Here is a 25,931-nt window from a genome sequence, read left to right on the forward strand (position 1 = left end):
AATGAAAGTTCATTGATAGATTATGTGTAAATTTGATGAACTTTTACTGAAAACATATTGTAGCTTATTTCTTTTAAAAAATAGGGGGGCTTTTACATGGAACAAAAATTTTCAGTTGAATCGTTTTGGAAGAAAGTAAAACATGTTGCAAAGCAGGCAGGACAGTCGGTCATTTATGCAAGTTTACTATTGTTTTACGTTTTGCAGAAACCGGATGTTCCAAAACGAGTGAAAATTATTGTAATTGGGGCACTTGCTTATTTTATTGCACCGATTGATGCGATTCCAGATTTCGTTGCTGGAATTGGTTATACGGATGATTTAGGGGCGTTAATGGCTGCTCTATTACAAGCTTCGTTATACGTCAATGATGATGTGAAAGATAAGGCACGAGTAAAGTTGGCAGAATGGTTTGGTTCTGATATAGACACATCCTTTATCGATCAGAAATTAGATCAATAGGTGAGAGCTGTCACATGGTGACAGGGCGAACGTAAGCGAGGAAGTGCATTATGCCATCAGGAAGAACGCATACGAAAATAAACTTAATATCCCTTCCGGTTGTTTTGTTTCTGCTCTTTTCGTATGGATTAACAAATTTTGATTTTTTATTAACTTTTGCAATTGGCTTTTTAGTAGGTACTACATTTTTAACACCGGACTTAGATACGTATAGTAATGCGTATAATAAATGGGGATTCCTGCGTATATTTTGGTATCCGTATAAGAAAGTGATGCCGCATCGCTCTTTCTTTACACACACAATTATACTTGGTGATGTGATTCGTATTGCATACATGTTAATTGTGTTTTCTCCGTTTTTATTCCTATTAAATGTAATCGCGCTTGACGGGAATTTAATAGGAATTGCGAAGGAACATGAGGTTGAAATTGTAACGTTCGTAATGGGGATTGTTGTAGCAAGCACGCTTCACATTATAGCGGATAAAGTAAATACGCGACGCAAGAAAATGATGAGAAAAAAGAAGAAACGCAGAAGATAAAAAAACCGTCCCAAAAAGTATTTTGGGACGGTTTTTTCTTATTAATCAAACGTTTGTTTAAAATTAAGCTTTCAGTACTTTAATACCTTTCACGATGTTCCAAATGAAGTAGTATAAGCTAATGATTCCGCAAATACATAAGACAATCATTGTACCGATGCCCAGTGTTACATCCGGTTGATCAGATCCAAGACCCATAATTCCTAAAATAGTTACGCCAATGAATGTAGCGATACTTGGGATAATGTGTGTCCATAGAGCACGTTTTGCATGTGGTTTCGTTTCCGCATTGCCCACAATCCACACAATAATAGGGAATAAGATAGGGGCAAATAATACACTAAAGTATGATAAAGCTGCTAATATTTTGTTTCCGTTCATATATATCACCTCATAAATAATGTCCGTTGTTATACTATTATTATGCAATAGTTTTGGCAAGCTTTCTATCGATGAACATTACAAGAACATGACGATTTTGTAAGATTTTTTCGTTAAATAATAAAATTTTCAAAAAAATCTTTTTAAATAGAAATTGTTATGGTACATTATAAATGAAAGTTATTGAAAACGTTTTCTTGAACGTTTTTTATTTTTAGGCTTAAAGGTATGATGACCTGATAGTCTATTGATGAGGTTATTCTATTTAAAAGGGGATTCTTTAGGGGGAGAGAATAATGAACACATGGACACAAGTTTATGATCCGTTCGGAAACATTTGGATTTCGGCAGCGGTCGCACTTATTCCGATTATCTTTTTTTTCTTAGCTTTAGCAGTTTTCCGCATGAAGGGGTATGTGGCAGGGTTTATTACAGTTGTACTGACAATTTTAGTGGCGTTATTCGCTTATAAGATGCCGTTCACGATGGCAATGGCAGCGACCGGATATGGTTTCTTATACGGACTATGGCCAATTGCTTGGATTATCATTATGTCGGTATTTTTATATAAAATTTCTGTGAAAACAGGTCAATTCGATGTGATTCGTGCATCTGTATTATCCATTACGAATGACCATCGTTTACTCGTTATTTTAATCGGCTTTTCATTCGGAGCATTTTTAGAAGGAGCAGCAGGATTTGGTGCACCAGTAGCGATTACGGCAGCACTTCTTGCAGGTCTTGGGTTAAATCCTTTATATGCAGCGGGTCTTTGTTTAATTGCAAATACAGCACCAGTAGCATTCGGAGCGATGGGAATTCCAATTACAGTTGCTGGACAAGTAACAGGTATTGATCCACATAAAATTGGACAAATGGCTGGACATCAATTACCGTTCTTATCATTATTTGTTCCGTTCTTTATCGTATTTTTAATGGACGGGTTAAAAGGGGTAAGACAAACATGGCCTGCTTTACTTGTAGCGGGTAGTTCGTTTGCAATTACGCAGTTCATTACAGCGACATTCTTAGGGCCAGAACTTCCGGATATTACGTCAGCACTTGTAAGTTTAGTTAGTTTAGCGCTGTTCTTAAAAGTATGGCAACCGAAAGAAATCTATCAATCAGGGCAAGCGAATAGTGAAGCAGCTGCGACAACAGCGGCATCGATGCCGAAATTAACGATAGGAAAAGTTGTAAAGGCATGGTCTCCATTTATCGTGTTAACGGTTATGGTAGTCATTTGGAGTCAAAGTTTCTTTAAAGCATTATTTGCTCCAGGAGGCGCGTTAGAAAGTCTTGTGTTTAAGTTTGAAATTCCAGGTTTGCACAATTTAGTAATGAAAGCAGAGCCTATTGTAAATAAACCGACGCCTTACGAGGCAATTTTGAAGTTCGATGTATTATCAGCAACTGGAACAGCAATTTTAATTGCTTGTCTCATTTCCATGCTGATTTTGAAAATGAGTGTAAAAGATGCAGCAGTAACATTTAAAGAAACTTTAAGTGAATTGAAAATGCCAATCCTATCTATTGGATTTGTATTAGGATTTGCATTTATCGCAAACTATTCTGGACTATCTTCTACACTAGCATTAGCGTTAGCAGGAACTGGCGGGTTATTCCCGTTCTTCTCACCATTCTTAGGCTGGATTGGCGTATTCTTAACAGGGTCTGATACGTCAGCGAATGCATTATTCTCAAATTTACAAGCAATTACAGCACAACAAGTTGGTGTATCTGAAGTACTTCTCGTTGCAGCAAATACAACGGGCGGTGTAACAGGAAAAATGATTTCTCCGCAATCGATTGCGATTGCTTGTGCAGCAGTTGGACTTGCTGGAAAAGAATCAGATTTATTCCGCTTTACAGTAAAGCATAGTTTATTCTTCGTAATTATTGTTGGTATTATGACGTATGTACAGGCATATTATTTAACGTGGATGATTCCATAAAGAGCAAAAGAAATAAACTTTGCATTTTTCAGATTATCGTGTATGATGAGAAAGTATTGAAAATTAAATCAGTGATAAACTAGGGGTGCCTAACGTATGCGTAGGCTGAGAGAGAAGCGCGTGAACTTCTTAACCCTTTGGACCTGATCTGGCTCGTACCAGCGTAGGGAAGTTAACGGCTTTACATAATGATGTCTTTATGAGCCAGGTCCTTATTTTTTTATGGACCTGGCTCTTTTTATTTTGGCATACGCTGGCCATATCTCGTCCTTGTCACGTACAGGGGGGCAACAAAGGTTATGAAACAGTCTGTTTCAGCTGAGCAAATTGAATTGAAATCGAGTTTACCAGGAAGTAAGAAAGTGTATGTGGATGGACCACGAGAAGGTATGAAAGTGCCGATGCGTGAGATTGAACAAAGCGATACAAACGGCGTTCCGAATCCGCCAATTCGTGTATATGATACGAGCGGACCTTATACAGATCCTGCGTATAAAGTGGAGCTGGAAAAGGGGTTGCAGGCGCCACGCCACTCTTGGATACTGGAGCGTAATGATGTAGAAGCATACGAAGGGCGCGAAGTAAAACCAGAGGATGATGGTGTGAAAGTAGCTTCGAAACATACACCTATTTTTCCGCAGATGGATCGTAAACCGCTTAGAGCGAAGAAAGGTGCAAATGTTACGCAAATGCATTATGCGCGTAATGGCATCATTACGTCTGAGATGGAATATGTTGCGATTCGTGAAGGAGTAGACCCGGAATTTGTTCGTAAGGAAATCGCGGAAGGTCGCGCTATTTTACCAGCGAATATTAACCATCCGGAAGCAGAACCGATGATTATTGGGCGTAATTTCCATGTGAAGGTTAATGCGAATATCGGAAACTCTGCTGTATCTTCTTCTATTGCAGAAGAAGTAGAGAAGATGACGTGGGCAACTCGCTGGGGTGCAGATACGATTATGGATTTATCTACAGGTAAAAACATTCATACGACGCGCGAGTGGATTATTCGTAACGCACCTGTACCAGTTGGAACTGTACCAATCTATCAAGCGCTGGAAAAAGTAAACGGAATTGCAGAAGATTTAACGTGGGAAGTGTATCGTGATACGTTAATTGAGCAAGCGGAGCAAGGCGTAGATTACTTTACGATTCACGCTGGCGTATTACTTCGTTATATTCCAATTACGGCGAAACGTACGACAGGTATCGTTTCACGCGGTGGTTCGATTATGGCACAGTGGTGTTTATTCCATCATAAAGAAAACTTCCTATACACTCATTTTGAAGAGATTTGTGAAATTATGAAGCAGTATGATGTTTCGTTTTCTCTTGGAGATGGATTACGTCCAGGTTCAATTGCAGATGCAAATGACGAAGCACAGTTCTCTGAGCTTGAAACACTTGGTGAATTAACGAAAATTGCTTGGAAACATGATGTGCAAGTGATGATTGAAGGGCCTGGGCATGTACCGATGCATTTAATTAAAGAAAATATGGAGAAAGAGCTTGATATTTGTCAGGGCGCGCCGTTCTATACACTGGGGCCGTTAACGACAGATATTGCACCAGGTTATGACCATATTACATCTGCGATTGGAGCTGCGATGATTGGGTGGTTTGGAACGGCGATGCTTTGTTATGTAACGCCGAAAGAACATTTAGGTTTACCAAATAAAGATGATGTTCGAGAAGGTGTTATTACGTACAAAATCGCTGCACATGCGGCTGATCTAGCGAAAGGTCACAAAACGGCTCATCAGCGTGATGATGCCCTTTCAAAAGCACGCTTTGAATTCCGTTGGCGCGATCAATTTAATTTATCTTTAGATCCTGAACGCGCGATGGAGTATCACGATGAAACATTGCCAGCAGAAGGCGCGAAAACAGCTCATTTCTGTTCCATGTGTGGACCGAAGTTTTGTAGTATGAGAATTTCACATGATATTCGTGAATACGCAAAAGAAAATGATTTAGAAACGACAGAAGCAATTGAAAAAGGAATGAAAGAGAAAGCGAAAGAATTTAAAGAAACTGGTAGTCATTTATACCAATAATACGTTACACCTCTTTACTTGATTGATCACACTGTAGTACCTAACTTAAATATAGAAGAAGCCCGCTTTGCTAAGACGGTAGCAAAGTGGGCTTCTGTCGTTTATCCCGCTATTTGTGGGCAATAAGACCCCCATCTCAAAATTCAGCGGAAGCAAAGAAGTTAGGTCGGGGGTCGGGCTGCCCATAAAAGCCCGATTGGTTAGGGCTGATTAAAGTTTCACTTTATAAGGCGAAGAAGAGATGTACCCAATAGAATAAGAGAAATAATGTGACGACTGTTGTGAGCGGAATGACGATAAGGGATACACTTAAATAGTCTTTCCATTTCACTTTAATTTTGTTTTGTCTCAGGATATACATCCAAATGAGGGAAGCTAGCGTACCGATTGGTAATAATAGTGAACCGATGTCACTACCAATAATGTTTGCGAGATAGATCGTTTTTAATGTAATCGGGTCTAGTCCCATTTCAGTTAATGTAATAGTACCAATCATAAGTGCAGGGTGATTATTGAAGATGTTGGAGAGGAGGGAAACGAGTCCGCCCATTGCAAAGCTAGCATAAAGTAGATGCTGACTTACAACTGGTTCGAGCCAATTTACAAGTGCTGTTGTTAATCCTGCGTTGTGGAGCCCGTAAATAATGACGTACATAGAGAAAGCAAAAATTAAAATGTGCCACGGTGTTTTTTTCAAAATGTCGACAGGATTTGTTCGTAAGTAGTACCATCTCCAGATGAGAAGAACGAGTGAGCCGAGTACGGCAACAATTTCAATTGGGATAGATAAGAAGGATGCGACGAATAGAAGACAGCGCATAAGGAAGACGAAGCCTAATACTTTCAACATAAATCTTGTCCGTTTTTGTTTCGTATCAACAGAATTTTTTCCTTTTAATGGATGGAAGTTTTTCGTGAAGAATATTTCTTCGATATCATATGAAGAAACAGGCAATTTTTTCGGAAGTTTTTTCTTCAAAACCGTATACATAAGCCATGACATAAACAACAGCCCTAATGTTGCAGGTACAAACATCATAGCAGTATGCATATAAAGAGTCATATTCACGATATTTAATGCGATTAAGTTTACGATATTACTTACACCAATTGGCGCACTGGATGCAGTAGCGATTAAAGCACCGCTTAATAAATAAGGGATTTGTTGATGTGGTTTTAATTGAAGATTTTTTAGAAGAAGAATTAAAATGGGAGTTGTAATTAAAATACTACCGTCGTTATTAAATAAAAGAGTCATAAGAAAACATAATAATTGAATATACCAGTATAAACGGCGACCGGAACCTTTTGCTAAGTTTGCAAGTTTCGCCGCAGACCAGTGGAAGAAGCCGAAGCTTTCTAATATAACTGCCATAACGATGGTCGCTAATATTGTTATAGAGGCACCGCCAATTTTACTAATAATGTCCATGACGTCTGGTTTTGATACAAGTCCAGTAATCAGGATAATGCCAGCACCAATTGCTGCCGGCCACGCCTCATTTAAACCACGAGGTCGCCAAAAGATAACAATCATCGTTAAGAAGAATACAATAATAGTAATCCATATTTCAACGCTCATATTTTGCCTACCTTTCTATTTTCCCTTGAACAGATGTAGCTTGTCTCAAGTTTATAATGGTAGTATATTCAGCAAAAAGTAATAGGAACTAGACGTATAATGGGATGAAGCGAATATGTGTTTTTCGTGCTAGAGGACAAGTGTCACTACTAGTGAAATAACTATTATGAGATGAGTCTATAAATTACTGGGGCAGTAAGATAGTAAATGAAATTTATATGGGCGATTATGGAGATATATCGGCGCAACTCAAAATATATCAGCGATTATTGAAATATATCGGCGCAACTCAAAATATATCAGCGATTTTTAAAATATATCGATTTACCGACAAAACATGACAAAGGGAGCCCATCCCGAAATACCTTTTGGAACAGGCCCCCCACAATATTATTTTCCCTTCAAAAAAGTTCGATCCTTCAAGAATAAGTTCCAGAAGAAAATAAATCCTGGTAATAAAATTGCGATCCCAATTGCATATAAAATAAGCAATGCATAGAATGTTTCGACCGTTGTAAAGCTTGTAAATACAGTTACATCAGGGTAAATAATATACGGTAAATGCGCAACGCCGTAAGCGTAACTTGCAAATGCATATTGAGCGACGACAGCTAAAACAGCAATGCGAGGGAATCCTAGTGTACTATACTTCTTGTTTGTCCACCAAAGGGAAGAGTACCCGATAACGAATAAAACGATAGAAACTGTAAACCACGGGAATTGTTTTATTAGTCCTTGCATAAGCCAGTGTGTTTCTGGATCCATTACAACGAGGGCGATAATCGCCGTAACGAGCGTTGCAGGACCAAGGATGATCGCGTTTCTTCTATAAATTTTATATGCATCTTCTGAACCTTGTTCTCTCGCAAAATCAGCAAGAAAGAGAGAAGATAGAAAGAGTTCCGAAGTTAGTCCGAAGAGCATATAACAATAAATAACAGGACTAGAAAGAAGTTTTCCATACAGGAGTACTTCTTTTCCTTCAGACATTGTAATATAGGCGCCTTCTGTAACGGGTAAAACGGTAATTAATAGAGCTGGAATTAAGAGCCCTGTAATACCTGAAATGATACGAAGAAGGTGTTGGTACTTCGGCAGAGAATAAGCAAATACCATAAATGTACTGCGAATTGCCACGAGTACTAAAATTAACATAACGGGTACGAACATTACTGTCGCAAGAGTAAAGGCTGCTTTCGGAAAGAAGCCAAGAAATGCGACAACGACAAAGACGAGAAACGTATTTGTTACTTCCCAAGTCGGTGATAAGTATCGGTTGGCAAGCTTGGCAGCGAGCGTTGGATGTTTTGCGTATACCATGCCCCAGAAACCTGCCCCAAAATCGATGGATCCTAATATACTGTATACGAAAATAAGGGCCCATAAGATGATGATTGCAATACTTTCCTCATGCACGAGAATCGCCTCCTTCGTGATGTAAATCATTTGTAAGCGGATGTTTCTTAAAGAATGTCCGTAGCACAAAGACTGTTAAAATACCGAGTCCAATATATAAAATGATGAATAGAATAAATAAAGGACCGACAAAATCAGCGCGTGTAGAAGCGTCGACTGTACGTTGCATACCGTAAATGGTCCACGGTTGACGACCGCTACAGCTGAAAATCCATCCGAATTCAATGCCAAGCATCATAACTGGTCCACATGCGGCAGCTCCCCAAAGAAGCCACTTCGGTAGTTCGGCCCCTTTTTTTCGGTAAACAAAGTACCAATATAAGAGGGCAATTGCTGCAACTGCAAAGGTAAAGGCAGCAGTGCCAACCATTAAATTGAACAGTGTATGTGTGTAAAATGGTGGCCATGTTTCTTGTGGAAATTCATTTAGACCTTTTACGACGGTGCTAGGGTCTAGTCCCACTAGTAGGCTAAGCATGTTTGGAATTTCTAGTGCATAGTTTAGTTCAAGTGTGTTAGGATCTACAACGCCGCCGATGGATAACGGTGCATGTGATGTCGTTTCAAATAAAGCTTCAGCAGATGCCAGTTTTTCAGGGGAATGCTTATGTAAGGCAATTGCCGATTCGTGTCCCGAAAGCCACATCGTAGCGCCTGTAATAAATGTTACAACGAGTCCTAATAGTAACCCTTTTTTATGATACGCCACTTCACGTTCACTTAAATTCTTCTTTAATAATTTAAATCCAGCGATAGAGGCAATGACGGCAGCTCCAGTTGCGTAGGCTGTAATCACAACGTGGAATGCGCTTGTGCCAAAACTCGGATTAAAGAAAGCTTTCCACGGATCAACGTTAAAAACTGATCCATCTGGTCCCATTGAAAAGCCCGCAGGTGTATTCATCCATGTATTTGCTGATGTAATAAGCACGGCGGATGCCGTGGCACCAATCATGACGAAGAATAACGAGATTAATCTCATGAATGGAGGTAGTTTGTCAGCTGCATATACATAAATGGACATGAACAAAGCCTCTAAAAAGAAGGCGAAAATCTCAATTTGAAAGGGCACAGAAATAACCTGCCCAACAATTTTGGCAAAACCAGGCCAAAGAAGTGAGATTTGCACACCAACGATTGTTCCAGTTGGAATGGCTACACCGAGAAGGATGGCAAAAGCCTTTGTCCACCTTTTCGCCATAATGGCGTAGTCGGAATCTTTCTTCCAGTGATAGAGTATTTCACTTATAAAAATCATCAATGAAAGTCCGACACCAAGTGTTGCGAAGATAATGTGGAATGCTAGTGAAGAACCGAAAAATGCTCTTGCTAATGTTACCGTATCCATATGTAAACTCCTCTTCTTTTTTGCCATTATTTTCTGATTGAATTGGAAGATTTATTCAAAAAAACTACCAAAAATATATATGTATTTAAAAAGTGGATATGTTAATATGATGATTGAATATTATGAATAGAAAGAAGTTAATGTTTAATAATATTTTGTTTGTTTTTTAGGCAGGAATATTTTATAATCTTTTATGCGAACATAAGTTCTGTTTTTAGAGTGAAGAAGTTTATGTGAAATGGAGAGGATGTTTTATGTATCCTGAAGTCATTAAAAAGATGGCATTTTCAAAAGAGCATAGAGATTTATTACTGAAGCTATATAATAAAGAGATTACGCGTAGTGAGTATGATCGACTCGTAGAATCGCTATATAGACCTTCTAAAGAGGCTTGTGAGGGATAGAGGAACGGGAGACAATCTAATAGATTGTCTTTTTTACATTTACGTATGTTCTGGTAAAATTAAGGATAGCCTTACTAGGGAGGTGAAAAGTTTGCGGAAACGTATATATATAGTGATTGGAGTTATTCTTTTAATCGCTTTAGGTGGAATTGTATTTTGGTCAGCTTTGCAAGGAAACCGTACGGAGCATTTTATTTTAAGACATATGATGAATGAGAATGGGACGCTTGCTACATATCGTTTAGAAGATACAAAAGCAGGTACCGATGAAGCGAAAGGCCGTGAAGCTTTATCGGAATCAGCAGGACTTTGGCTACAATATACATTGGATAAAGATGATCAAGCGTTATTCGATGAACAAGTTAAGGTTATTCAAAATAACTTTGTACATAAGGACCAAATTGTTTTATGGAAAATCTCTGAAAAGGGAGAAATGCAATCAGCTACAAATGCACTTATTGACGATCTTCGTATTATAGAACAGTTATATCGCGCTTATGAAATGTACAAGGAAGAGCGTTATAAAAACTTGGCAGATCAATTGAGTGATGCTGTAATTCGTTATAATAAGAAAGATAATTATTATGTTGATTATTATGATGCAGATGTAAGGAAACAAAATGATTTTGCAACAACGTCATATATAAATCCGCACGCATTCTCTTATATGAAAAAGTATGGGAAAGTTTCTGCTCAGCAATATCAGGAAGTCGTTCAATTTTTAGCAGATTACCCAAGGCATGGATGGACATTCCCGAAAGAGTATAAAGAAGATGGTACATTTACGTACGATAAAGAAGTGAATCTTATTGACCAATCATACGTTGCATATCATCGTAGTTTAGGTGGCCTTTCATCAGATGCTTATTTGGAATTTATAAAGAAGAAGTTCCAGGAGGATGGAAAGTTATACGGTCGTTACAATTTAGAAACGGGAAAACAAACCGTGAAGTATGAATCACCAGCCGCTTACGGATTAACAATTTTGTACGTACTACAAACAGGTGATACAAAGTTTGCAAAGGAATTGTATGACCATATGTCCACATTCCGAAATGACAACGTATTTAGTAGATATTACGGTGGATACGTAACAGGTGAAAATAATAATACGCATATTTTCGATAACGTACTACCGCTTTTAGCTGAAATAGAATTAGAGAAAAGTGAACAATAGAAGGTGCCACCCTATCGGGATGGCATCTTTTATTTATTGATATCATTTTACGCCTTAATATTGGAGAAGTAATCAATCACGAATTCACGGAATTGCTGGGCGGTTTTCGATAAGTAACGTTTTTTGGACCAGCTTAAGCCAATCGTTCGCTTACAAACGGGTTCCATAATACGTAACTTATTTAATGCTAAAGTAGAGTTTTTTAATAAAGTTAAACTTGGGACAAAGGCGATGCCGAGTCCTTGCTTAATAAGATCGCTAATCACGGTTGGTTCATCTACTTCAAAAGCGATATGTGGAGTGAAGCCAGCTTCTTTACAAAATTCATCCGTTAAGTGTCGAAATCCGTAACCAGTGTTCATACTAATGAACGGTTCATCTTTTACTTCATGCAGATAGATACTTTCACGTCCTGATAAACGATGGCCTGAAGGGACGACTAAGAAAATTTCTTCTGTAATAAGTGGTTCCCAAACAATCTCCTCGCCTTCAATTGGCACAGAAGAAATGCAAAAATCGATTTCTATATTATCTAGTTGTCGTTTCATAGAAGGAGTAGATGCGAGAAACTGTTGGAATCGAACGTTAGGATGTTCTAGTAAAAAAGAACCGATTAGTTCTGGTAATATTCTTGGAATAGAAACAGCCAGCGTAATAGAGCTTTGTTGTAAGCCAGCTAAATCTTTAATTTCTCGTTCGCCTTCACTTAATTCATGAAAAATGCGCTCTACTCGTTTTAAAAATACTCTCCCGAAAGCGTTTAATGTAATTTGTCGCCCTTGGCGGTCAAATAACGGAACGCCTAAGTCCTTTTCTAATCTAGCAATTGTTTTGCTGAGCGAAGGTTGTGCGATATGCAATTCTTCAGCGGCTTTTGTCATATGCTCTAATCTTGCGACTGTTTGAAAGTATTTTAGTTGAAGAAGTTCCATTTTGACTCTCCTTTCTATAGACCAAAAGGAATGAATTGATAATTAAAGATGTATTATACAGTATGGAAATGGACGTGTATAGTAAATCTGTTAAACCATTCTAATGGTGTTAAATTTGGAGAAGGAGTATGTTTCATGAAGGGTATTCAACTTATATTTAAAGATTGGAAAGCGATGTGGCACCATAAACATGGACGTATCGCTTTAATTTTTTTATTAATTGTTCCTTTAATTTATTCAGGATTCTTTTTAGCTGGATATTGGGATCCGTACGGACGATTAGATAAATTACCTGTTGCGATTGTAAATTTAGATAAAGGTGCTGCAATGGATGAGAAAACAATTCATGCAGGAGACGATTTTGTAAAAAATTTAAAAGAGAATAAGGAACTGGCTTTTCATTTCGTATCAGAAAAAAATGCTGATGAAGGACTAAAAGAAGATAAGTATTATATGGTTGTTACGATTCCAGAGGATTTCTCTAAAAAGGTAAGTACACTTATGGATGAGAAACCAGAACCAGCGCAGCTGCAGTACAAAGTGAATCCAGGTAAAAACTTTGTAGCAGCGCAAATTGGAACGACAGCTGTTGAAAATATGAAAACAAAAATTTCAAATAGTATTACGAAATCTTATACAGAAGGTGTCTTTTCAAAGTTTCAAGACTTAGCACAAGGATTGAGTGATGCAAGTAATGGTGCTGGAAAGTTACATGAAGGAACGACAGATGCAAGAAACGGGGCAAATCAGCTTGCAGATGGTATTCATCGTTTAAGTGACGGGACAGCAAAAGTGAAAGAGGGAAGTGACAAACTTGCTTCTAGCAAATCTGCCTTAACTGACGGAGTAAATGAGCTAAGTCAAGGAGCAACCTCACTTCATAGCGGGATGGAGTTATTGACGCAAGGTGAAAAAACTTTACAATCAGGGGTTAGTGAGTTAAGTGCTGGTACAAATGAATGGGTGAACGGAAGTGAGAAACTTGCTGAAGGGCAAGTGAAAGCGGACAATGCAGCAAATAGTGTAAAACAACAATTAGAAGAGTACGTGAAAAGTCATCCAGAAGTGCAGCAAGACCCTGCTTTTCAAAAGATTATTGCTACGTCTAATGGATTAGCTAAAGCAACAAACACCTTAAATAATAGTCAGCAACAATTGACGCAAGGTGCAAAGAAGCTTGCGGATGGTCAACATAAGATGGAAGAAGGTATGAATACATTCGGAGTTAAGTTAAATGAGGCTACTGCTGGAATGAAAAAGATAGCAGATGGTGCGGCGAATTTAGCTAGTGGATTTACGAAATGGGGAACTGGATTTACATCATTACAAGAAGGTGTCAATCAACTTGCGAGTGGCGGAACAGAGCTAAATCATGGTGCTGATCAGTTAACGAACGGACTTGTTAAACTTGATGATGGTGCGAAAGAACTTTCTACGAAATTAGGAGAGGGCGCAGCGAAGATAGCAGATGTTCGCAATGATGATGCACGCAATACGATGTTCTCAGAGCCGGTTCAATTAGTGAAGTCAACAGTTTCTGACGTACCTAATTACGGTTCAGGTATTGCACCATATTTCTTATCGCTTGCGTTTTATGTTGGCGGAATTATGGCGTCGAATATTTTACCGCTTGGCCGTAGACAAAATATGAAAGTAAGTGGAACAGTACATTTTATTAATAAATTAGGATTGGTATATTTAATTGGACTTATTCAAGCATTGCTTGTAGATGTAGTTGTGCTAGGAGTTATGAAATTAGAAGTTGCAAGTGTGCCACTCTTTGTTTTATCAAGTATCGTTATTTCCTTTACGTTTATGACGTTTATTCTTATGTTAGTAACAGTATTTGGTCTTGTTGGAAAGTTCTTAGCGGTAACGCTTCTTGTCCTGCAGTTAGCGACGAGCGGGGGTACTTTCCCAGGAGAATTAAATATAGCTGTTCTTAGCAAAATTGGACAATTTCTCCCAATGTCTCATTCTCTTAGAGGACTACAAGATGTGATTTCTTTAGGAGATTGGTCGCAATTACAAATGCAAATTTTAATATTGTTATGCTATCTTGTTGTTGCCGGTGGAATTGCTTGGATCACGAGCCATATACAACATAGGGAAACGAATGCAGAACAAGTTTCTTAAAATGAAGGAAGCTATCCGTTTTTTTCGGATAGCTTCTTTTTTATTTGCGTTCCATTACCGCAAAGTAATTGTTTTCATTATCAGCAAAGTTAAAAGCTCTGCCAGTAGGTAAATCTACAACTTGTCCAACAGTAACGTTTTTCTCAGAAAGATCTTTATATAGTTGATCTAAGTTGTTAGAGAAGAACATAAGTGAAGGAGTACCTAAGTTTAATTCAGGTTGCATCTTTGCAATTAACGCTTTATCGTGAAGGACGATGCTTGTTCCTGCTTCTTTTGCTGGCGCAATTTCAATCCAGCGAAATCCTTGTCCATTATTTTCTTCTGCAATAATTTGGAACCCTACTGTCTCAGTCCAAAATTGTACGGCTTTATCTTGATTATTTACATATAACATAATTTGTCCAATTTGATTAATCATAGGTGTATCCTACTTTCTTTTCTTGTATGGAATTCTATTATATCAAAGATATGGTTTGAACACTTTTTCATGATTTTTCCGAAGTACGATCTTTGCCCATCTCACATTTGCCCTAGGAGACGGTCCTGTAATCCATGTATGAAATGGTAGTGTACTGCAAATGACCATTGCTGAAATCGAGATTGTGGCCGTTATTGTAAATAATAATAGGCTATATAATATTGTGTTTTCTTGCATTGTGAATAAAGAAAGAAACTTTGTACATAGTTGCAAGAAGAAAAAGTGAGCTAAATAAGCACCATATGTGTAATTTCCGATAAACCGTAAAGCTTTATATAAGAAACCGCGTCTCTGTACGATTGTAATAGATAGCACGTAAAGTATAATAATTTCGCATACGATATATAAAAACATAGACGGTTTTAAATAAGTCGAAACGGTTAAATGAATAGAGTTTGCTCCGTAAAAACTAAATAACTCATAATTGATGAATAAAAATAAGATGAAAAATAAGATTGTGATAAGCGGGATATGTTTCATGACGAATAGCCGCCATGTTTTTAGTGCTACAGCAGCGATTCCTCCCATGACGAAATAGAACGAATAGAAGAAGAAGGAACGATCTGTATAATGTAAAATGGTTGAGCTAGTCAATTTCTCTCCATTAAAAATGTAGTGCGAAGAATACCACATTAAGAGGAAATATAGACAAGCAAAGATGGTCATATATTTATATATGTCTTTTTTATTTTCTGTTCGTTTTTGAAACCAATAAAATAGTGTGCACAGCAAAGGGAACAATAAGTGAATTTGGAACATCATAATTACGTACCAAAGGTGAGGTGCAGCCGTTCCGAGTAATACACTTTTTATTCCGCCTTGTAATGTGATCATATCGTTTGTTGTTAATAAGTAAAGAATAGACCAGAAGAAATAAGGAATGAGTAAATGTGCGGCTTTTTCAGAAATATATTCTTTGTATACTAATTGCTTTGTATAGTGACGAATTAAATGAAATCCAACGATAAATATGAATGCAGGTGCCGAAAACTTTGCAAGGTTAAATAGCATGCCCATAATGAGAGATTGCTCAAGTAAGACATTTCCTTGATTCATTGTATATAATAACGAACTTTGCAAAACGACAGCAAGGAATGCAATGCTTTGCAAAACTTTAAATTCTGGTGCGCTTTGAGTCATTATTTCCATCTCCTTTTCCATACATGATTATAGTACGGAGAATGGATAATGGATGTGGAATATTTGTGAAGATTTTAACAAATTTGTGGCGGAGTGGCTTAACATCAAAAAAAGAGGATGCTCGTTAGGAGCATCCTCTTTCTATCTATTAAGCAAATTTGTTTTTGATCCAGTTCTTACCTTCTACAAGGCGAGCTGTCATTACGGCACAAGCGTTATCTGCTGTTACGTTTAACATTGTTGCAGGAGGATCAATGATTGTACTAATTGCTGCAATAATTGGTAATGCTTCTGGCGGGAATCCGTATAGAGAAACGATTAACATTTCACCAATCATACCGCCGCCTGGAATAGCGCCCATTACTGTTCCTACTAATAGAGAAACAACAAGTGCGATTGCTAATGTTTTCGGTCCTTCGAATTCCATGTTGAAAATACCGAATAAGAAAGCAATTTTTAATACGCCGCCTAAAACAGATCCGTCTTTATGAAGTGTAGATCCAAGAAGGACAACTGTTTCACGAACATCAGAAGAGATACCCATTTTCTTCGTTGCTTCTAAGTTCGCTGGAATACTAGCAGCACTACTACAAGTTGCTAGTGATGTAACTGTAGGAGAGACCATGTTCTTCCAAAATACTTGTACACCTTGCTTGCGACCTGCAAGGTATGCATAGAACGTAAAGAATACAAAGAAGTAAATGAGAGACGCTGGATAGTATACCATTGCTGCTCGGAAGTAAGTTCCAAGAAGTTGTGGTCCGAATTCACCAACTAATGCTGCGAAGTAAGCAGCAAGTCCAATTGGAGCGTAGTACATAATGAAAGATACAACTTTCATTGAAATTTCTGCACCAGCTTGTAAGAATGTAGCGAATGGTTTTCCTTTTTCACCAACTGCTGAAGTTGCAATCCCCATTAAGATAGAGAAGAAAATAAGTGCTAACATATTTTCGCGAGATAGTAACTTTGAGAAGTCAGATACTGTTAGAATACCAACAATTTGATCTGCAACACTAACCGCTTTTTCAGCTTTGTCAGGTTGTGTTAATTCTAATACAACACCTTGTGCTGGCGGGAATACTTTCACGACAATAATCATAAAAATAGCAGCTAAAATACTTGTAAATAAGAAAGTCCCAGCCATACTAGACATAATTTTACCGAAACGTTTTAATCCATCCATATTAGCAATAGATGACGCGATGCTAAAGAACACTAACGGTACAACAATCGTAAACATTAAGTTTAAGAAAATGTCACCAAGCGGCTTTAAAGCAACGGCATCGGCACCCATGAAATAACCAATGAAACCACCAATTAGGATAGAAGATAATAAAATAAGTGGAAAGCGATATGCCTTCATAAATATACCCTCCTATCAATCATAAAAAATCATACTGAATTATTATAGCGAGTTAGAGCCCTCTTTACTAGGAGAATACTGATAGATGGAATAGCGTGAAAACCGAGAAATTTTTGTTTTTAAGCTCGGCATACAGTTAGAAATCTAGACATATATATTTGTAACCTAGTGGTGGTAAGGGATGCACCATAATTTAGGTTTAGAAAAAGGGGGAGGGAAGCGGGATGAATATTTTGCTTTGCTGTGCAGCGGGAATGTCTTCCAGCTTGATTGTTACAAAAATGGAGAAAGCAGCAGAGGCAAGAGGAATAGAGGTAAAGATTTGGGCTGTATCAGGTTCTGAAGTAAATAGTCACATTGATGAAGCGGATGTACTGCTACTTGGGCCACAAGTACGTTATTTATTACCGAAAATGAAAGAATTATGTAAGGGGAAAGGAGTACCTGTTGATGTCATTCAATCCGTCCATTACGGACTTTGTAATGGGGAAGCTATCTTGCAAGCAGCGTTGTCAATGAAACCATGAGGAGAGTGGGATAGATGATACAGTTTTTAGAGAAATATGTAATGCCAGTAGCAGGGAAGGTTGCAGAGCAGAGGCATTTGCAAGCAATTCGAGATGGAATTATTTTAACGATGCCTTTTTTAATCATTGGATCATTTTTCCTTATTATTAGTGCATTACCAATACCAGGCTATAATGATTTTATGGCAGGTTTGTTTGGGGAGAATTGGCAGAGGGCTTTGGGGTATCCAGTTAGTGCGACTTTTAATATAATGGCTTTAATAGCTGTTTTTGGAATCGCTTACAGGCTTGGGGAATATTATAAAGTGGATGCTTTAGCATCCGGAGCATTGTCCCTTGTGACGTTTTTACTTGCGACGCCATTTCAAGTTGCATATATTATACCAAGTACAAAAGAGAGTGTACTTGTAGAAGGTGCTATCCCAGCTGCATTAATGGGAAGCCAAGGGTTGTTTGTAGCAATGATTATTGCACTTATATCTACTGAACTTTATCGGTTTATTGTACAAAAAAAGATAATTATAAAGATGCCAGAGACAGTTCCACCAGCTGTGACACGTTCATTTGCAGCACTTGTTCCAGGATTTATTGTTGTAACGGTTATTTGGATTGTACGCTTAATTATAGAAAATACTTCTTTTGGCAGTATCCATAATATTGTAGGGCAAATTTTGCAGGAACCACTTAGTGTACTTGGTGCTAGTCTTTGGGGCGCAATAATAGCAGTTATTCTCGTTCACGTTCTTTGGTCGTGTGGAATTCATGGTGCTACTATTGTTGGTGGTGTAATGAGTCCCGTTTGGTTATCGTTAATGGATCAAAACCGAGTTGCTTTCCAAGCGGGGCAAGATGTACCAAATACGATTACCGCACAGTTTTTTGATTTATGGATTTATATGGGCGGTTCCGGCGCAACACTAGCTTTAGTTGTCGGAATGTTATTGTTTGCACGAAGTCAGCAATTAAAAAGTTTAGGGAGATTGTCAATTGCACCTGGTATATTTAATATTAATGAGATGGTAACTTTTGGTATGCCAATTGTAATGAACCCAATTTTATTAATTCCATTTATATTAGTTCCGGTGGTGTTAACGATCGTTTCTTACTTTGCAATGGAATGGGGATTAGTTGCTCGCCCGAGTGGAGCTGCTGTACCTTGGACGACACCTATTCTTTTTAGTGGATATTTAGGATCGGGCGGGAAAATTTCAGGCGTTGTTTTACAACTTGTTAACTTTGCGCTTGCATTCTTCATTTATTTACCGTTCTTAAAAATATGGGATAAACAAAAAGTAGCGGAAGAAAAGGGGGAGTAAAGAAGGAAAATGGATACGATAGAGACGAAAGCTTTTCATTTGATTTTGCATGGGGGAAATGCGAGAAGTTGCTCAATGGAAGCAATTGATTGCGCAAAGCGTGGGGAATTTACAGAAGCAGAAGCGAAATTACAAGAAGCGTTAGAGGAATTAAAAGAGGCGCACCGTGTACAAACGGACCTCATACAGAAAGAAGCTGGTGGTGAAAAGACGGAAGTTACCCTTCTGATGGTGCATGCGCAAGATCATTTAATGAATGCGATTACGGTGAAGGAATTAGCGAGTGAATTTGTAGAATTATATAGGAAGATGTCAGTGACTGAATGAACCTTGCTTATGCAAGGTTTTTTTATCTCGCATTAACGGGCAGTAAAACTCCCACCTCAAAATGTGGCTGGAGCAAGGAAGTTAGGAGAGAGCTTAACTGTCCGTAAAGGCCCGGTTGGTTCAACTAATAATTAGTGGGGTATGAACAAAAAAACCACTAATTAAAGTTTCACTTTATGTATGTGTCTGTACCATCAGTGGAATGTCCGTTCCACTGATGGTATTTACACTCCTCCTTTTTACAAATGAGTAAGAGTGATATTTAATCAGTATTTACAATCTCTCCTATACCACGAATTAATCTTTTTATATGCATCTCATTTGGTTTCAATATACTTACGATATAATCAATCGCTATTTGCGGTTCAACGGTTGTACCGCACGTATAACAGTCGATTGCTGCAAAGTTTTTTTCTGGATAAGTGTGAATAGAGAGGTGGCTTTCTGATAGTAAAACTAAAACAGTAACGCCATGCGGATCAAATTCTTTTGTACTTACGTTTAAAACATGGGCACCCGAGAGGTCGGCAGCGTGAACTAAATGATGTTCTAAAAAGTACATATCATCTAACAGGGAAAAATCCACTCCCCACAAATCTACTATTATATGCTTACCGAAAGTAGAATATTCCATAAGGTAGCACTCCTTCCTGTGATATCGTCAAAACTCCATTTCCTTTTTGTAACATTGGTGTAGGATAAGGTTCGATTCTGAGTTTAGAAGAGCGAAATTACGTTGTTCTAAATGTTCTTCTTTAAATTGAAATAAAGGAAAAAGAAGGGAAGGTAATGTTCGAGGAGTTGGTACTACGTATAATTGTTCAATTTGATCGAGTACATCGGTAGAATTAGCGGCAATATGAAATCCCCAGTCAGTTCCGAAAGAAGGAACGATTGTATGATAACTTTTCACAGTTAATCCCGCATGTTCAATTGTGTTACCGATACTCCAATATACTAGAGGTGCATCAGCCGGTGAATTAGATTGGCAGACGAACGCGCCGTCTTCTGTTAAAAATGTAGCTATACGAGCAAAAAGTTCGCTTGTATATAAAGTACTTAACAACTCTGTCGCTGGATCTGGAAAATCAATAATGATTACATCGTATAAAGAGGAAGGAGAGCTTAAAAATTCTTTTGCATCACATACGTGTGTATTTACACGATTATCAAAAAATGCACTTTTGTTTAAAGAAACTAATTCAGGAACATTACGAGCCATATCAATCATCGATCCATCTAAGTCAACAAGGTCTACATGTAGTACAGTTTCATATTTTAAAACTTCTCGCAGGGCAAGGCCATCGCCACCGCCTAATATGAGAACGCGTTTTGGATCAATTACTTTTGACATAATTGGATGTACAAGTGCTTCATGATAAATTTGCTCATCGACGGAACTGAATTGTAGTTGCTTGTCCAAATATAAACGGATATCGCTAACTTGTAACAAATTAATATTTTGATAATTACTTTGTTCCGCAAATAAATTTGTATGTTCACCAGCTTGTATTTGCTTTAGAGAAATTTCATCCCACATATCTAAGTTGTGTGAATCTGTGGGTACTATGACTACATTTTCGGATTGTACTTGATTATCTTGTTTGCCCTGCTTGTCCTGCTTATTTTCTACCTCCTGCTGTTCTAGTTCGAATTTGTTAGAGTCTAATTCAGAACGCTTGTCTTTTTTATAGCTTGTTATTCTATAAATCTTTATTTTGCTTTGTTTTCTATGTTTTGGCATAGGAATCTCCTTTCGAATTGTGTTATTTTATTCTATTCTATGTAATTTAGTAGAGTTTGCTTGGACAATAGATAGAAGAGTGTGTTCAAGAGAGTTTTATTTTTTACTAGATTTTCACGCTAAAAAAATTTTTTTAGTGTTATTTTGTTTTAAACACAACTAGACAACTAAACACTAATCTATTTTCATACAGTTATGTGTTAAAAGCGTGTTGTTTTATAACACACTGTGTGTTTTTTGAGTGACACACTAATTGAAAGCGTTAACACACAAAGAAAATAGTCGAAAAAGTGCTGATTTTAGTAGTTTTAAAAAGTTGGCACGCTAATTGCATTAATAAATAGCGTAAAGAAAAATAAATAAAACATAAAATTTTTATACTACACAAGGGGGATTTTCAAATGAATATTTTATTATGTTGCTCAGCAGGGATGTCTACAAGTTTACTAGTTACAAAAATGGAAGCGGCTGCAAAAGCTCGCGGTCTAGAAGGAAAGATTTGGGCTGTATCTGGGGATGCAGTAAAAACAAATATCGATCAAGCAGACGTATTATTATTAGGACCACAAGTTCGTTACATGCTTTCTTCAATGAAAACGCTTGCTGATGAGAGAAACGTTGGAATCGACGTTATCAATCCAATGCACTACGGCATGATGAATGGAGAAGCAGTTTTAGATCACGCATTAACACTTAAAAAATAATTAGGGGGGAAGCGAAATGCAAAAGTTTATTGCATTCATGGAGAAATATATTGTTCCTGTCGCTGGTAAAATTGGGTCGCAACGTCATTTAGCTGCGATCCGTGACGGATTTATCGCAGTTATGCCACTTATTTTAGTTGGTGCACTGGCATCACTAATTAATGGTTTTCCATCTGAGGCTTTCCAAGATTTCATGAAAGGTTTGTTTGGTGAAACGTGGAAACAAGTTGGCGGTGGAATGTGGACTGGTTCTTTCGCGATTCTAGCACTAATCATAGCATTTACAACAAGTTATAACTTAGCAAAATCTTACGGCGTTGATGGTTTGTCAGCAGGTATTATTTCATTTGGTGCGTTAATTATTCTTACGCCAACAACACCGAAAGAAGGCGGATTGAACTTAGCTTGGACAGGTGCACAAGGGTTATTCGTAGCAATTATTGTAGCACTCCTTGTTACTGAAGTATTCCGTTTCTTCGTACAAAGAAACATTACTTTTAAAATGCCTGATGGAGTACCACCAGCAGTTTTAAGATCTTTCGCAGCTATAGTTCCAGCATTTGTTATTTTAACAGTAGTTGCAGGTATTCAATTAGCAGTGAAATTAGCCGGTACAAGTGTTCATGAATTTATCTTTAATACGATTCAATCGCCACTGCAAAGTTTAGCAGGGACATTACCAAGTGCAATTGTTATTGTACTCCTTGTTCATCTTCTTTGGTTCTTCGGTTTACATGGTCCAAATATCGTTGGTGGTATTATTGAGCCGTTATACTTACCAGCATTAGAGAAAAATATGAAGTTATTCCAAGGTGGCACATCTGCATTTGATGTTCCAAACATTGTTACAAAACCATTCTTTGATACTTTCGTATATCTTGGTGGTTCTGGTGCAACATTAGCGTTCTTAGTAGTTGTATTACTTGTAGCAAAAAGTGCACAATTACGCGGTGTATCTCGCTTATCAATTGGTCCAGGTGCATTCAACATTAACGAACCAGTAATCTTTGGTACACCAATTATTTTAAATCCAGTTTTATTCTTGCCGTTTATCATAACACCAATTGTATTGGTAATTACTTCTTATACAGCTATATCTATTGGCTGGGTACCAAAAACAGTTGCGATGATTCCATGGGCAACACCACCAATTATTAGTGGTTATCTTGTAACAGGTGGACATCTTTCAGGTGCAATTCTACAGTTATTCAACTTTGTAATTGCAATGGTAATCTATTATCCATTCGTTGTGTTATGTGACCGTTCAGTTGTTCGTACTGAAAAAGCAGCAGCACAAGGAAATAACAACTCTGTACCTATGTAACATAATAATTGTTCTCACAGATAACATGATCTGTGAGAACAATTACCTTTATATCATGTTCAAAAAGATGATATTCATCTACAAGAACACCAAACTATCATTCATAAAATAATAATTTAATAGACATGTTCAAACTGAAGGGGTATTTTAATCGGTTGAACCTTATAGAGAGGGCGGTAATTATGATGACTACAGCAGAACAAATTCCATTCCAATTGATTTTAAATAGTGGTAATGCACGAAGCTTTGCAATGGAGGCACTTCAATTTGCCAAACAGGGGAAAATGGCAGAGGCTGATGAAGCGATGGTAAAGGCGAAAGAAGCGATCAACGAAGCGCATCATTTCCAAACAGAGCTCATACAATCAGAAGCAAGAGGAGAAAAAACAGAGATTAGTGTTCTTTTAATTCACGCACAAGATCATTTAATGAATGCGATTACAGTAAAAGAACTAGCAGCAGAGTTTATTGATCTTTATAAAAAATTAGAAGCGAAAGGGGAATAAAGCATGACTGGAATTAAAATTGCTACAATCGGCGGTGGATCTAGTTATACACCAGAGTTAATTGAAGGATTTATTAAACGTTATGATGAGCTTCCTGTTCGTGAAATTTGGTTAGTAGATATTGAGGCAGGAAAAGAGAAATTAGAAATCGTTGGTAACTTAGCGAAACGTATGGTGAAAAAATCTGGTTTACCAATCGAGGTACATTTAACGCTTGATCGCCGCGAGGCATTAAAGGATGCTGACTTCGTAACAACACAGCTTCGCGTTGGTTTATTAGAAGCACGTGCAAAAGATGAAGCGATCCCATTAAAATATGATGTAATCGGTCAGGAAACGAATGGTCCTGGTGGTTTATTCAAAGCGTTGAGAACGATTCCTGTCATTTTAGATATTTGTAAGGATATGGAGGAGCTTTGTCCGAATGCATGGTTAATTAACTTTGCTAACCCAGCTGGTATGGTAACAGAAGCAGTCCTTCGCTATACAAATATTCAAAGAGTAGTTGGTCTATGTAACGTTCCAATCGGAATTCGTATGGGTCTTGCGAGATTACTTGAAGTAGATGCAAGTCGTGTACACGTTGACTTCGCAGGTTTAAACCATATGGTATACGGACTAGACGTATACTTAGATGGCGTAAGTGTAATGGATCGTGTGTTAGAGCTTGTAACAGATCCAGAAAAGCAAATTACGATGGAAAATATCGCAGCGCTTAACTGGGAACCAGACTTTATTCGTGGCCTTCGTGCAATTCCATGTCCATATCACCGTTACTACTACAAAACACGTGAAATGTTAGAAGAAGAGAAAGAAGCTTCGGTTGAAAAAGGTACACGTGCAGAAGTAGTAAAACAATTAGAAGATGATTTATTCGAGTTATATAAAGACCCGAACTTAGATATTAAACCACCACAATTAGAAAAACGTGGAGGCGCTTATTATAGTGATGCAGCATGTAGCTTAATTACGTCTATTTACAATAATAAAGGTGATATCCAGCCTGTTAATACACGAAACAACGGAACGATTGCAAGCTTACCACATGATTCTGCTGTTGAAGTGAACTGTATTATTACGAAAGAAGGTCCAAAACCAATTGCAGTTGGAGATCTTCCAGTACCAGTTCGTGGTTTAGTACAACAAATTAAATCATTTGAGCGCACAACAATTGAAGCTGCTGTTACAGGGGATTATCATAAAGCGCTGCTTGCTATGACAATTAATCCACTTGTACCATCAGATAAAGTTGCAAAACAAATTTTAGATGAAATGTTGGAAGCGCATAAAGAATATCTTCCGCAGTTCTTCAAAAAGGTAGAGAAATAAAAGCGGCGCTATTTAGCCCGCTTTTTTTATTCTATTAGGAGGTATTACGATGATTAAATTAATTGTAAATGCAGATGATTTCGGTCTTACAGAAGGTACAAATTACGGCATTATTGATGGACATATAAATGGACTTGTAAATTCAACGACGATGATGATGAATATGCCAGGGACAGAGCATGCGGTACGCTTAGCAAAAGAGTATAAAACGTTAGGAGTAGGAGTACATCTCGTATTAACGGCAGGGAAACCGCTTCTTGGAGATGTACCATTACTTGTAAGTAGCGATGGATTGTTTCATAAACAAAGCGTCGTATGGGAAGGGAAGGTAAATCCAGAGGAAGTTGAGAGAGAGTGGACTGCTCAAATTGAGAAATTCTTATCTTACGGATTAAAACCAACTCATTTAGATAGTCATCATCACGTGCATGGATTACCGATCTTGCACGATGTTCTTGAAAGATTAGCTAATAAATATAATGTTCCAATTCGTCGTTGTGAAGAAGAGCGAGCGGTGCGTCCATTTTCTGACGTGTTTTATAGTGACTTTTACGCGGATGGTGTGACGGAAGATTACTTTGTGAAGTTAAAAGAAAGAGTAAAAGGTGAACAAACGGTAGAAATTATGGTTCATCCAGCGTATATAGATCCAGAGCTTGTGAAGCGTTCTTCTTACGTAATGGATCGTGTGAAAGAATTGCGTATTTTAACAGAGAGTGAATTGCCTGAAGGAATAGAGCTTGTAAAGTTTTAATAGAAAAAACGACGGCTA

The 25,931-nt window shown here is 37.7% G+C and carries 25 protein-coding genes and 1 riboswitch; of the genes, 15 read left to right on the forward strand and 10 right to left on the reverse strand.

Going from position 1 to position 25,931, the window contains the following annotated elements; translation table 11 throughout:
• Window positions 1-96 precede the first annotated feature (96 nt).
• Together ACVWY7_RS25305 and ACVWY7_RS25310 are read left to right on the forward strand one after the other, a co-directional pair.
• Window positions 97-462: a YkvA family protein gene (locus ACVWY7_RS25305; RefSeq protein ID WP_000435509.1), complete on the forward strand. Its 366-nt coding sequence runs from the start codon at window positions 97-99 to the stop codon at window positions 460-462.
• Window positions 463-512: 50 nt separating this feature from the next.
• Window positions 513-1,004, forward strand: coding sequence for a metal-binding protein (locus ACVWY7_RS25310; RefSeq protein ID WP_001139075.1), 492 nt, complete (start codon window positions 513-515; stop codon window positions 1,002-1,004).
• Between the two features lie 63 nt (window positions 1,005-1,067).
• On the opposite strand, the gene ACVWY7_RS25315 is transcribed toward ACVWY7_RS25310, so the two are convergent.
• Window positions 1,068-1,385, reverse strand: coding sequence for a DUF4870 domain-containing protein (locus ACVWY7_RS25315; protein WP_001014116.1), 318 nt, complete (start codon window positions 1,383-1,385; stop codon window positions 1,068-1,070).
• Window positions 1,386-1,681: 296 nt separating this feature from the next.
• Between ACVWY7_RS25315 and lldP the strand changes: the two genes are divergently transcribed.
• Together lldP and thiC are read left to right on the forward strand one after the other, a co-directional pair.
• Window positions 1,682-3,340: an L-lactate permease gene (gene lldP / locus ACVWY7_RS25320; RefSeq protein WP_001099323.1), complete on the forward strand. Its 1,659-nt coding sequence runs from the start codon at window positions 1,682-1,684 to the stop codon at window positions 3,338-3,340.
• A 71-nt stretch (window positions 3,341-3,411) separates the two neighbouring features.
• Window positions 3,412-3,527, forward strand: a riboswitch (TPP riboswitch).
• 112 nt (window positions 3,528-3,639) lie between these two features.
• Entirely contained in the window at window positions 3,640-5,400 is a 1,761-nt protein-coding gene (thiC, locus tag ACVWY7_RS25325; RefSeq protein ID WP_073524413.1) for a phosphomethylpyrimidine synthase ThiC, read from the forward strand.
• Between the two features lie 223 nt (window positions 5,401-5,623).
• Here the strand turns inward: thiC and ACVWY7_RS25330 are convergent, their stop codons facing one another.
• The 3 genes from ACVWY7_RS25330 to cydA form a co-directional block, all read right to left on the reverse strand.
• Window positions 5,624-6,982 (reverse strand): arsenic transporter, encoded by a 1,359-nt coding sequence (locus tag ACVWY7_RS25330; protein ID WP_456524032.1) that lies wholly within the window; start codon window positions 6,980-6,982, stop codon window positions 5,624-5,626.
• A 390-nt stretch (window positions 6,983-7,372) separates the two neighbouring features.
• A complete protein-coding gene (locus ACVWY7_RS25335) occupies window positions 7,373-8,398 on the reverse strand; it encodes a cytochrome d ubiquinol oxidase subunit II (protein ID WP_000544175.1) in 1,026 nt (341 codons plus the stop codon).
• Complete coding sequence (gene cydA / locus ACVWY7_RS25340; RefSeq protein WP_000381953.1) at window positions 8,391-9,746, reverse strand: cytochrome ubiquinol oxidase subunit I; 1,356 nt, start codon at window positions 9,744-9,746, stop codon at window positions 8,391-8,393. Before cydA ends, ACVWY7_RS25335 begins: the two co-directional genes overlap by 8 nt.
• A gap of 254 nt (window positions 9,747-10,000) precedes the next feature.
• Here cydA and ACVWY7_RS25345 point away from each other — a divergent pair, with 254 nt between their 5' ends.
• Window positions 10,001-10,150 (forward strand): hypothetical protein, encoded by a 150-nt coding sequence (locus ACVWY7_RS25345; RefSeq protein ID WP_000283184.1) that lies wholly within the window; start codon window positions 10,001-10,003, stop codon window positions 10,148-10,150.
• Between the two features lie 91 nt (window positions 10,151-10,241).
• Complete coding sequence (locus tag ACVWY7_RS25350; protein WP_001231565.1) at window positions 10,242-11,327, forward strand: glycosyl hydrolase family 8; 1,086 nt, start codon at window positions 10,242-10,244, stop codon at window positions 11,325-11,327.
• 47 nt (window positions 11,328-11,374) lie between these two features.
• Here the strand turns inward: ACVWY7_RS25350 and ACVWY7_RS25355 are convergent, their stop codons facing one another.
• The gene (locus ACVWY7_RS25355) at window positions 11,375-12,259 is read right to left on the reverse strand and encodes a LysR family transcriptional regulator (RefSeq protein WP_105989601.1); all 885 of its coding nucleotides are present in this window, start codon (window positions 12,257-12,259) and stop codon (window positions 11,375-11,377) included.
• A 135-nt stretch (window positions 12,260-12,394) separates the two neighbouring features.
• Here ACVWY7_RS25355 and ACVWY7_RS25360 point away from each other — a divergent pair, with 135 nt between their 5' ends.
• On the forward strand, window positions 12,395-14,395 hold the full coding sequence (locus ACVWY7_RS25360; protein ID WP_456524033.1) for a YhgE/Pip family protein: 2,001 nt from the start codon (window positions 12,395-12,397) through the stop codon (window positions 14,393-14,395).
• A gap of 40 nt (window positions 14,396-14,435) precedes the next feature.
• Here the strand turns inward: ACVWY7_RS25360 and ACVWY7_RS25365 are convergent, their stop codons facing one another.
• The 3 genes from ACVWY7_RS25365 to ACVWY7_RS25375 all read right to left on the reverse strand — a co-directional run bounded on the left by ACVWY7_RS25365 (window position 14,436) and on the right by ACVWY7_RS25375 (window position 17,382).
• Window positions 14,436-14,816: a VOC family protein gene (locus tag ACVWY7_RS25365; protein ID WP_000609857.1), complete on the reverse strand. Its 381-nt coding sequence runs from the start codon at window positions 14,814-14,816 to the stop codon at window positions 14,436-14,438.
• A gap of 42 nt (window positions 14,817-14,858) precedes the next feature.
• Entirely contained in the window at window positions 14,859-16,016 is a 1,158-nt protein-coding gene (locus tag ACVWY7_RS25370; RefSeq protein ID WP_456524034.1) for an acyltransferase, read from the reverse strand.
• Window positions 16,017-16,164: 148 nt separating this feature from the next.
• The gene (locus ACVWY7_RS25375; RefSeq protein WP_000649370.1) at window positions 16,165-17,382 is read right to left on the reverse strand and encodes a dicarboxylate/amino acid:cation symporter; all 1,218 of its coding nucleotides are present in this window, start codon (window positions 17,380-17,382) and stop codon (window positions 16,165-16,167) included.
• Between the two features lie 224 nt (window positions 17,383-17,606).
• Between ACVWY7_RS25375 and ACVWY7_RS25380 the strand changes: the two genes are divergently transcribed.
• Genes ACVWY7_RS25380 through ACVWY7_RS25390 form a run of 3 tightly spaced genes read left to right on the forward strand, consistent with a single transcriptional unit; the run spans window position 17,607 to window position 19,552 of the window.
• Complete coding sequence (locus ACVWY7_RS25380) at window positions 17,607-17,909, forward strand: PTS sugar transporter subunit IIB (protein WP_001023541.1); 303 nt, start codon at window positions 17,607-17,609, stop codon at window positions 17,907-17,909.
• Between the two features lie 14 nt (window positions 17,910-17,923).
• Window positions 17,924-19,225, forward strand: a complete 1,302-nt coding sequence (gene celB / locus ACVWY7_RS25385; protein ID WP_000614056.1) for a PTS cellobiose transporter subunit IIC — start codon at window positions 17,924-17,926, stop codon at window positions 19,223-19,225.
• Window positions 19,226-19,234: 9 nt separating this feature from the next.
• The gene (locus ACVWY7_RS25390; protein WP_000379638.1) at window positions 19,235-19,552 is read left to right on the forward strand and encodes a PTS lactose/cellobiose transporter subunit IIA; all 318 of its coding nucleotides are present in this window, start codon (window positions 19,235-19,237) and stop codon (window positions 19,550-19,552) included.
• Between the two features lie 262 nt (window positions 19,553-19,814).
• On the opposite strand, the gene speD is transcribed toward ACVWY7_RS25390, so the two are convergent.
• Window positions 19,815-20,186: an adenosylmethionine decarboxylase gene (gene speD, locus ACVWY7_RS25395; protein ID WP_000456834.1), complete on the reverse strand. Its 372-nt coding sequence runs from the start codon at window positions 20,184-20,186 to the stop codon at window positions 19,815-19,817.
• Between the two features lie 27 nt (window positions 20,187-20,213).
• Entirely contained in the window at window positions 20,214-21,296 is a 1,083-nt protein-coding gene (locus ACVWY7_RS25400; protein ID WP_456524035.1) for a polyamine aminopropyltransferase, read from the reverse strand.
• A gap of 401 nt (window positions 21,297-21,697) precedes the next feature.
• Between ACVWY7_RS25400 and ACVWY7_RS25405 the strand changes: the two genes are divergently transcribed.
• The 5 genes from ACVWY7_RS25405 to chbG all read left to right on the forward strand — a co-directional run bounded on the left by ACVWY7_RS25405 (window position 21,698) and on the right by chbG (window position 25,913).
• On the forward strand, window positions 21,698-22,000 hold the full coding sequence (locus tag ACVWY7_RS25405) for a PTS sugar transporter subunit IIB (protein WP_001023569.1): 303 nt from the start codon (window positions 21,698-21,700) through the stop codon (window positions 21,998-22,000).
• Window positions 22,001-22,016: 16 nt separating this feature from the next.
• A complete protein-coding gene (gene celB, locus ACVWY7_RS25410) occupies window positions 22,017-23,324 on the forward strand; it encodes a PTS cellobiose transporter subunit IIC (RefSeq protein ID WP_001168822.1) in 1,308 nt (435 codons plus the stop codon).
• Window positions 23,325-23,506: 182 nt separating this feature from the next.
• Window positions 23,507-23,830 carry a PTS lactose/cellobiose transporter subunit IIA gene (locus ACVWY7_RS25415; protein ID WP_000989050.1) on the forward strand — a complete coding sequence of 108 codons (324 nt, stop codon included), beginning with the start codon at window positions 23,507-23,509 and terminating at the stop codon, window positions 23,828-23,830.
• A gap of 3 nt (window positions 23,831-23,833) precedes the next feature.
• Window positions 23,834-25,159 (forward strand): 6-phospho-beta-glucosidase, encoded by a 1,326-nt coding sequence (celF, locus tag ACVWY7_RS25420; protein ID WP_000145757.1) that lies wholly within the window; start codon window positions 23,834-23,836, stop codon window positions 25,157-25,159.
• Between the two features lie 49 nt (window positions 25,160-25,208).
• A complete protein-coding gene (gene chbG, locus ACVWY7_RS25425; protein WP_456524036.1) occupies window positions 25,209-25,913 on the forward strand; it encodes a chitin disaccharide deacetylase in 705 nt (234 codons plus the stop codon).
• The last annotated feature ends 18 nt before the right edge of the window (window positions 25,914-25,931 follow it).

It is taken from the genome of Bacillus sp. TE9106W (genome assembly GCF_054062215.1).

What these genes read in the sequence shown, in the direction of transcription:
- ACVWY7_RS25305 (WP_000435509.1), top strand. Translation starts at nt 97, where the DNA reads ATGGAACAAAAATTTTCAGTTGAATCGTTTTGGAAGAAAGTAAAACAT.
- ACVWY7_RS25310 (WP_001139075.1), top strand. Translation starts at nt 513, where the DNA reads ATGCCATCAGGAAGAACGCATACGAAAATAAACTTAATATCCCTTCCG.
- ACVWY7_RS25315 (WP_001014116.1), bottom strand. Translation starts at nt 1,385, where the DNA reads ATGAACGGAAACAAAATATTAGCAGCTTTATCATACTTTAGTGTATTA.
- lldP (WP_001099323.1), top strand. Translation starts at nt 1,682, where the DNA reads ATGAACACATGGACACAAGTTTATGATCCGTTCGGAAACATTTGGATT.
- thiC (WP_073524413.1), top strand. Translation starts at nt 3,640, where the DNA reads ATGAAACAGTCTGTTTCAGCTGAGCAAATTGAATTGAAATCGAGTTTA.
- ACVWY7_RS25330 (WP_456524032.1), bottom strand. Translation starts at nt 6,982, where the DNA reads ATGAGCGTTGAAATATGGATTACTATTATTGTATTCTTCTTAACGATG.
- cydA (WP_000381953.1), bottom strand. Translation starts at nt 9,746, where the DNA reads ATGGATACGGTAACATTAGCAAGAGCATTTTTCGGTTCTTCACTAGCA.
- ACVWY7_RS25345 (WP_000283184.1), top strand. Translation starts at nt 10,001, where the DNA reads ATGTATCCTGAAGTCATTAAAAAGATGGCATTTTCAAAAGAGCATAGA.
- ACVWY7_RS25355 (WP_105989601.1), bottom strand. Translation starts at nt 12,259, where the DNA reads ATGGAACTTCTTCAACTAAAATACTTTCAAACAGTCGCAAGATTAGAG.
- ACVWY7_RS25360 (WP_456524033.1), top strand. Translation starts at nt 12,395, where the DNA reads ATGAAGGGTATTCAACTTATATTTAAAGATTGGAAAGCGATGTGGCAC.
- ACVWY7_RS25365 (WP_000609857.1), bottom strand. Translation starts at nt 14,816, where the DNA reads ATGATTAATCAAATTGGACAAATTATGTTATATGTAAATAATCAAGAT.
- ACVWY7_RS25370 (WP_456524034.1), bottom strand. Translation starts at nt 16,016, where the DNA reads ATGACTCAAAGCGCACCAGAATTTAAAGTTTTGCAAAGCATTGCATTC.
- ACVWY7_RS25375 (WP_000649370.1), bottom strand. Translation starts at nt 17,382, where the DNA reads ATGAAGGCATATCGCTTTCCACTTATTTTATTATCTTCTATCCTAATT.
- ACVWY7_RS25380 (WP_001023541.1), top strand. Translation starts at nt 17,607, where the DNA reads ATGAATATTTTGCTTTGCTGTGCAGCGGGAATGTCTTCCAGCTTGATT.
- celB (WP_000614056.1), top strand. Translation starts at nt 17,924, where the DNA reads ATGATACAGTTTTTAGAGAAATATGTAATGCCAGTAGCAGGGAAGGTT.
- ACVWY7_RS25390 (WP_000379638.1), top strand. Translation starts at nt 19,235, where the DNA reads ATGGATACGATAGAGACGAAAGCTTTTCATTTGATTTTGCATGGGGGA.
- speD (WP_000456834.1), bottom strand. Translation starts at nt 20,186, where the DNA reads ATGGAATATTCTACTTTCGGTAAGCATATAATAGTAGATTTGTGGGGA.
- ACVWY7_RS25400 (WP_456524035.1), bottom strand. Translation starts at nt 21,296, where the DNA reads ATGCCAAAACATAGAAAACAAAGCAAAATAAAGATTTATAGAATAACA.
- ACVWY7_RS25405 (WP_001023569.1), top strand. Translation starts at nt 21,698, where the DNA reads ATGAATATTTTATTATGTTGCTCAGCAGGGATGTCTACAAGTTTACTA.
- celB (WP_001168822.1), top strand. Translation starts at nt 22,017, where the DNA reads ATGCAAAAGTTTATTGCATTCATGGAGAAATATATTGTTCCTGTCGCT.
- ACVWY7_RS25415 (WP_000989050.1), top strand. Translation starts at nt 23,507, where the DNA reads ATGATGACTACAGCAGAACAAATTCCATTCCAATTGATTTTAAATAGT.
- celF (WP_000145757.1), top strand. Translation starts at nt 23,834, where the DNA reads ATGACTGGAATTAAAATTGCTACAATCGGCGGTGGATCTAGTTATACA.
- chbG (WP_456524036.1), top strand. Translation starts at nt 25,209, where the DNA reads ATGATTAAATTAATTGTAAATGCAGATGATTTCGGTCTTACAGAAGGT.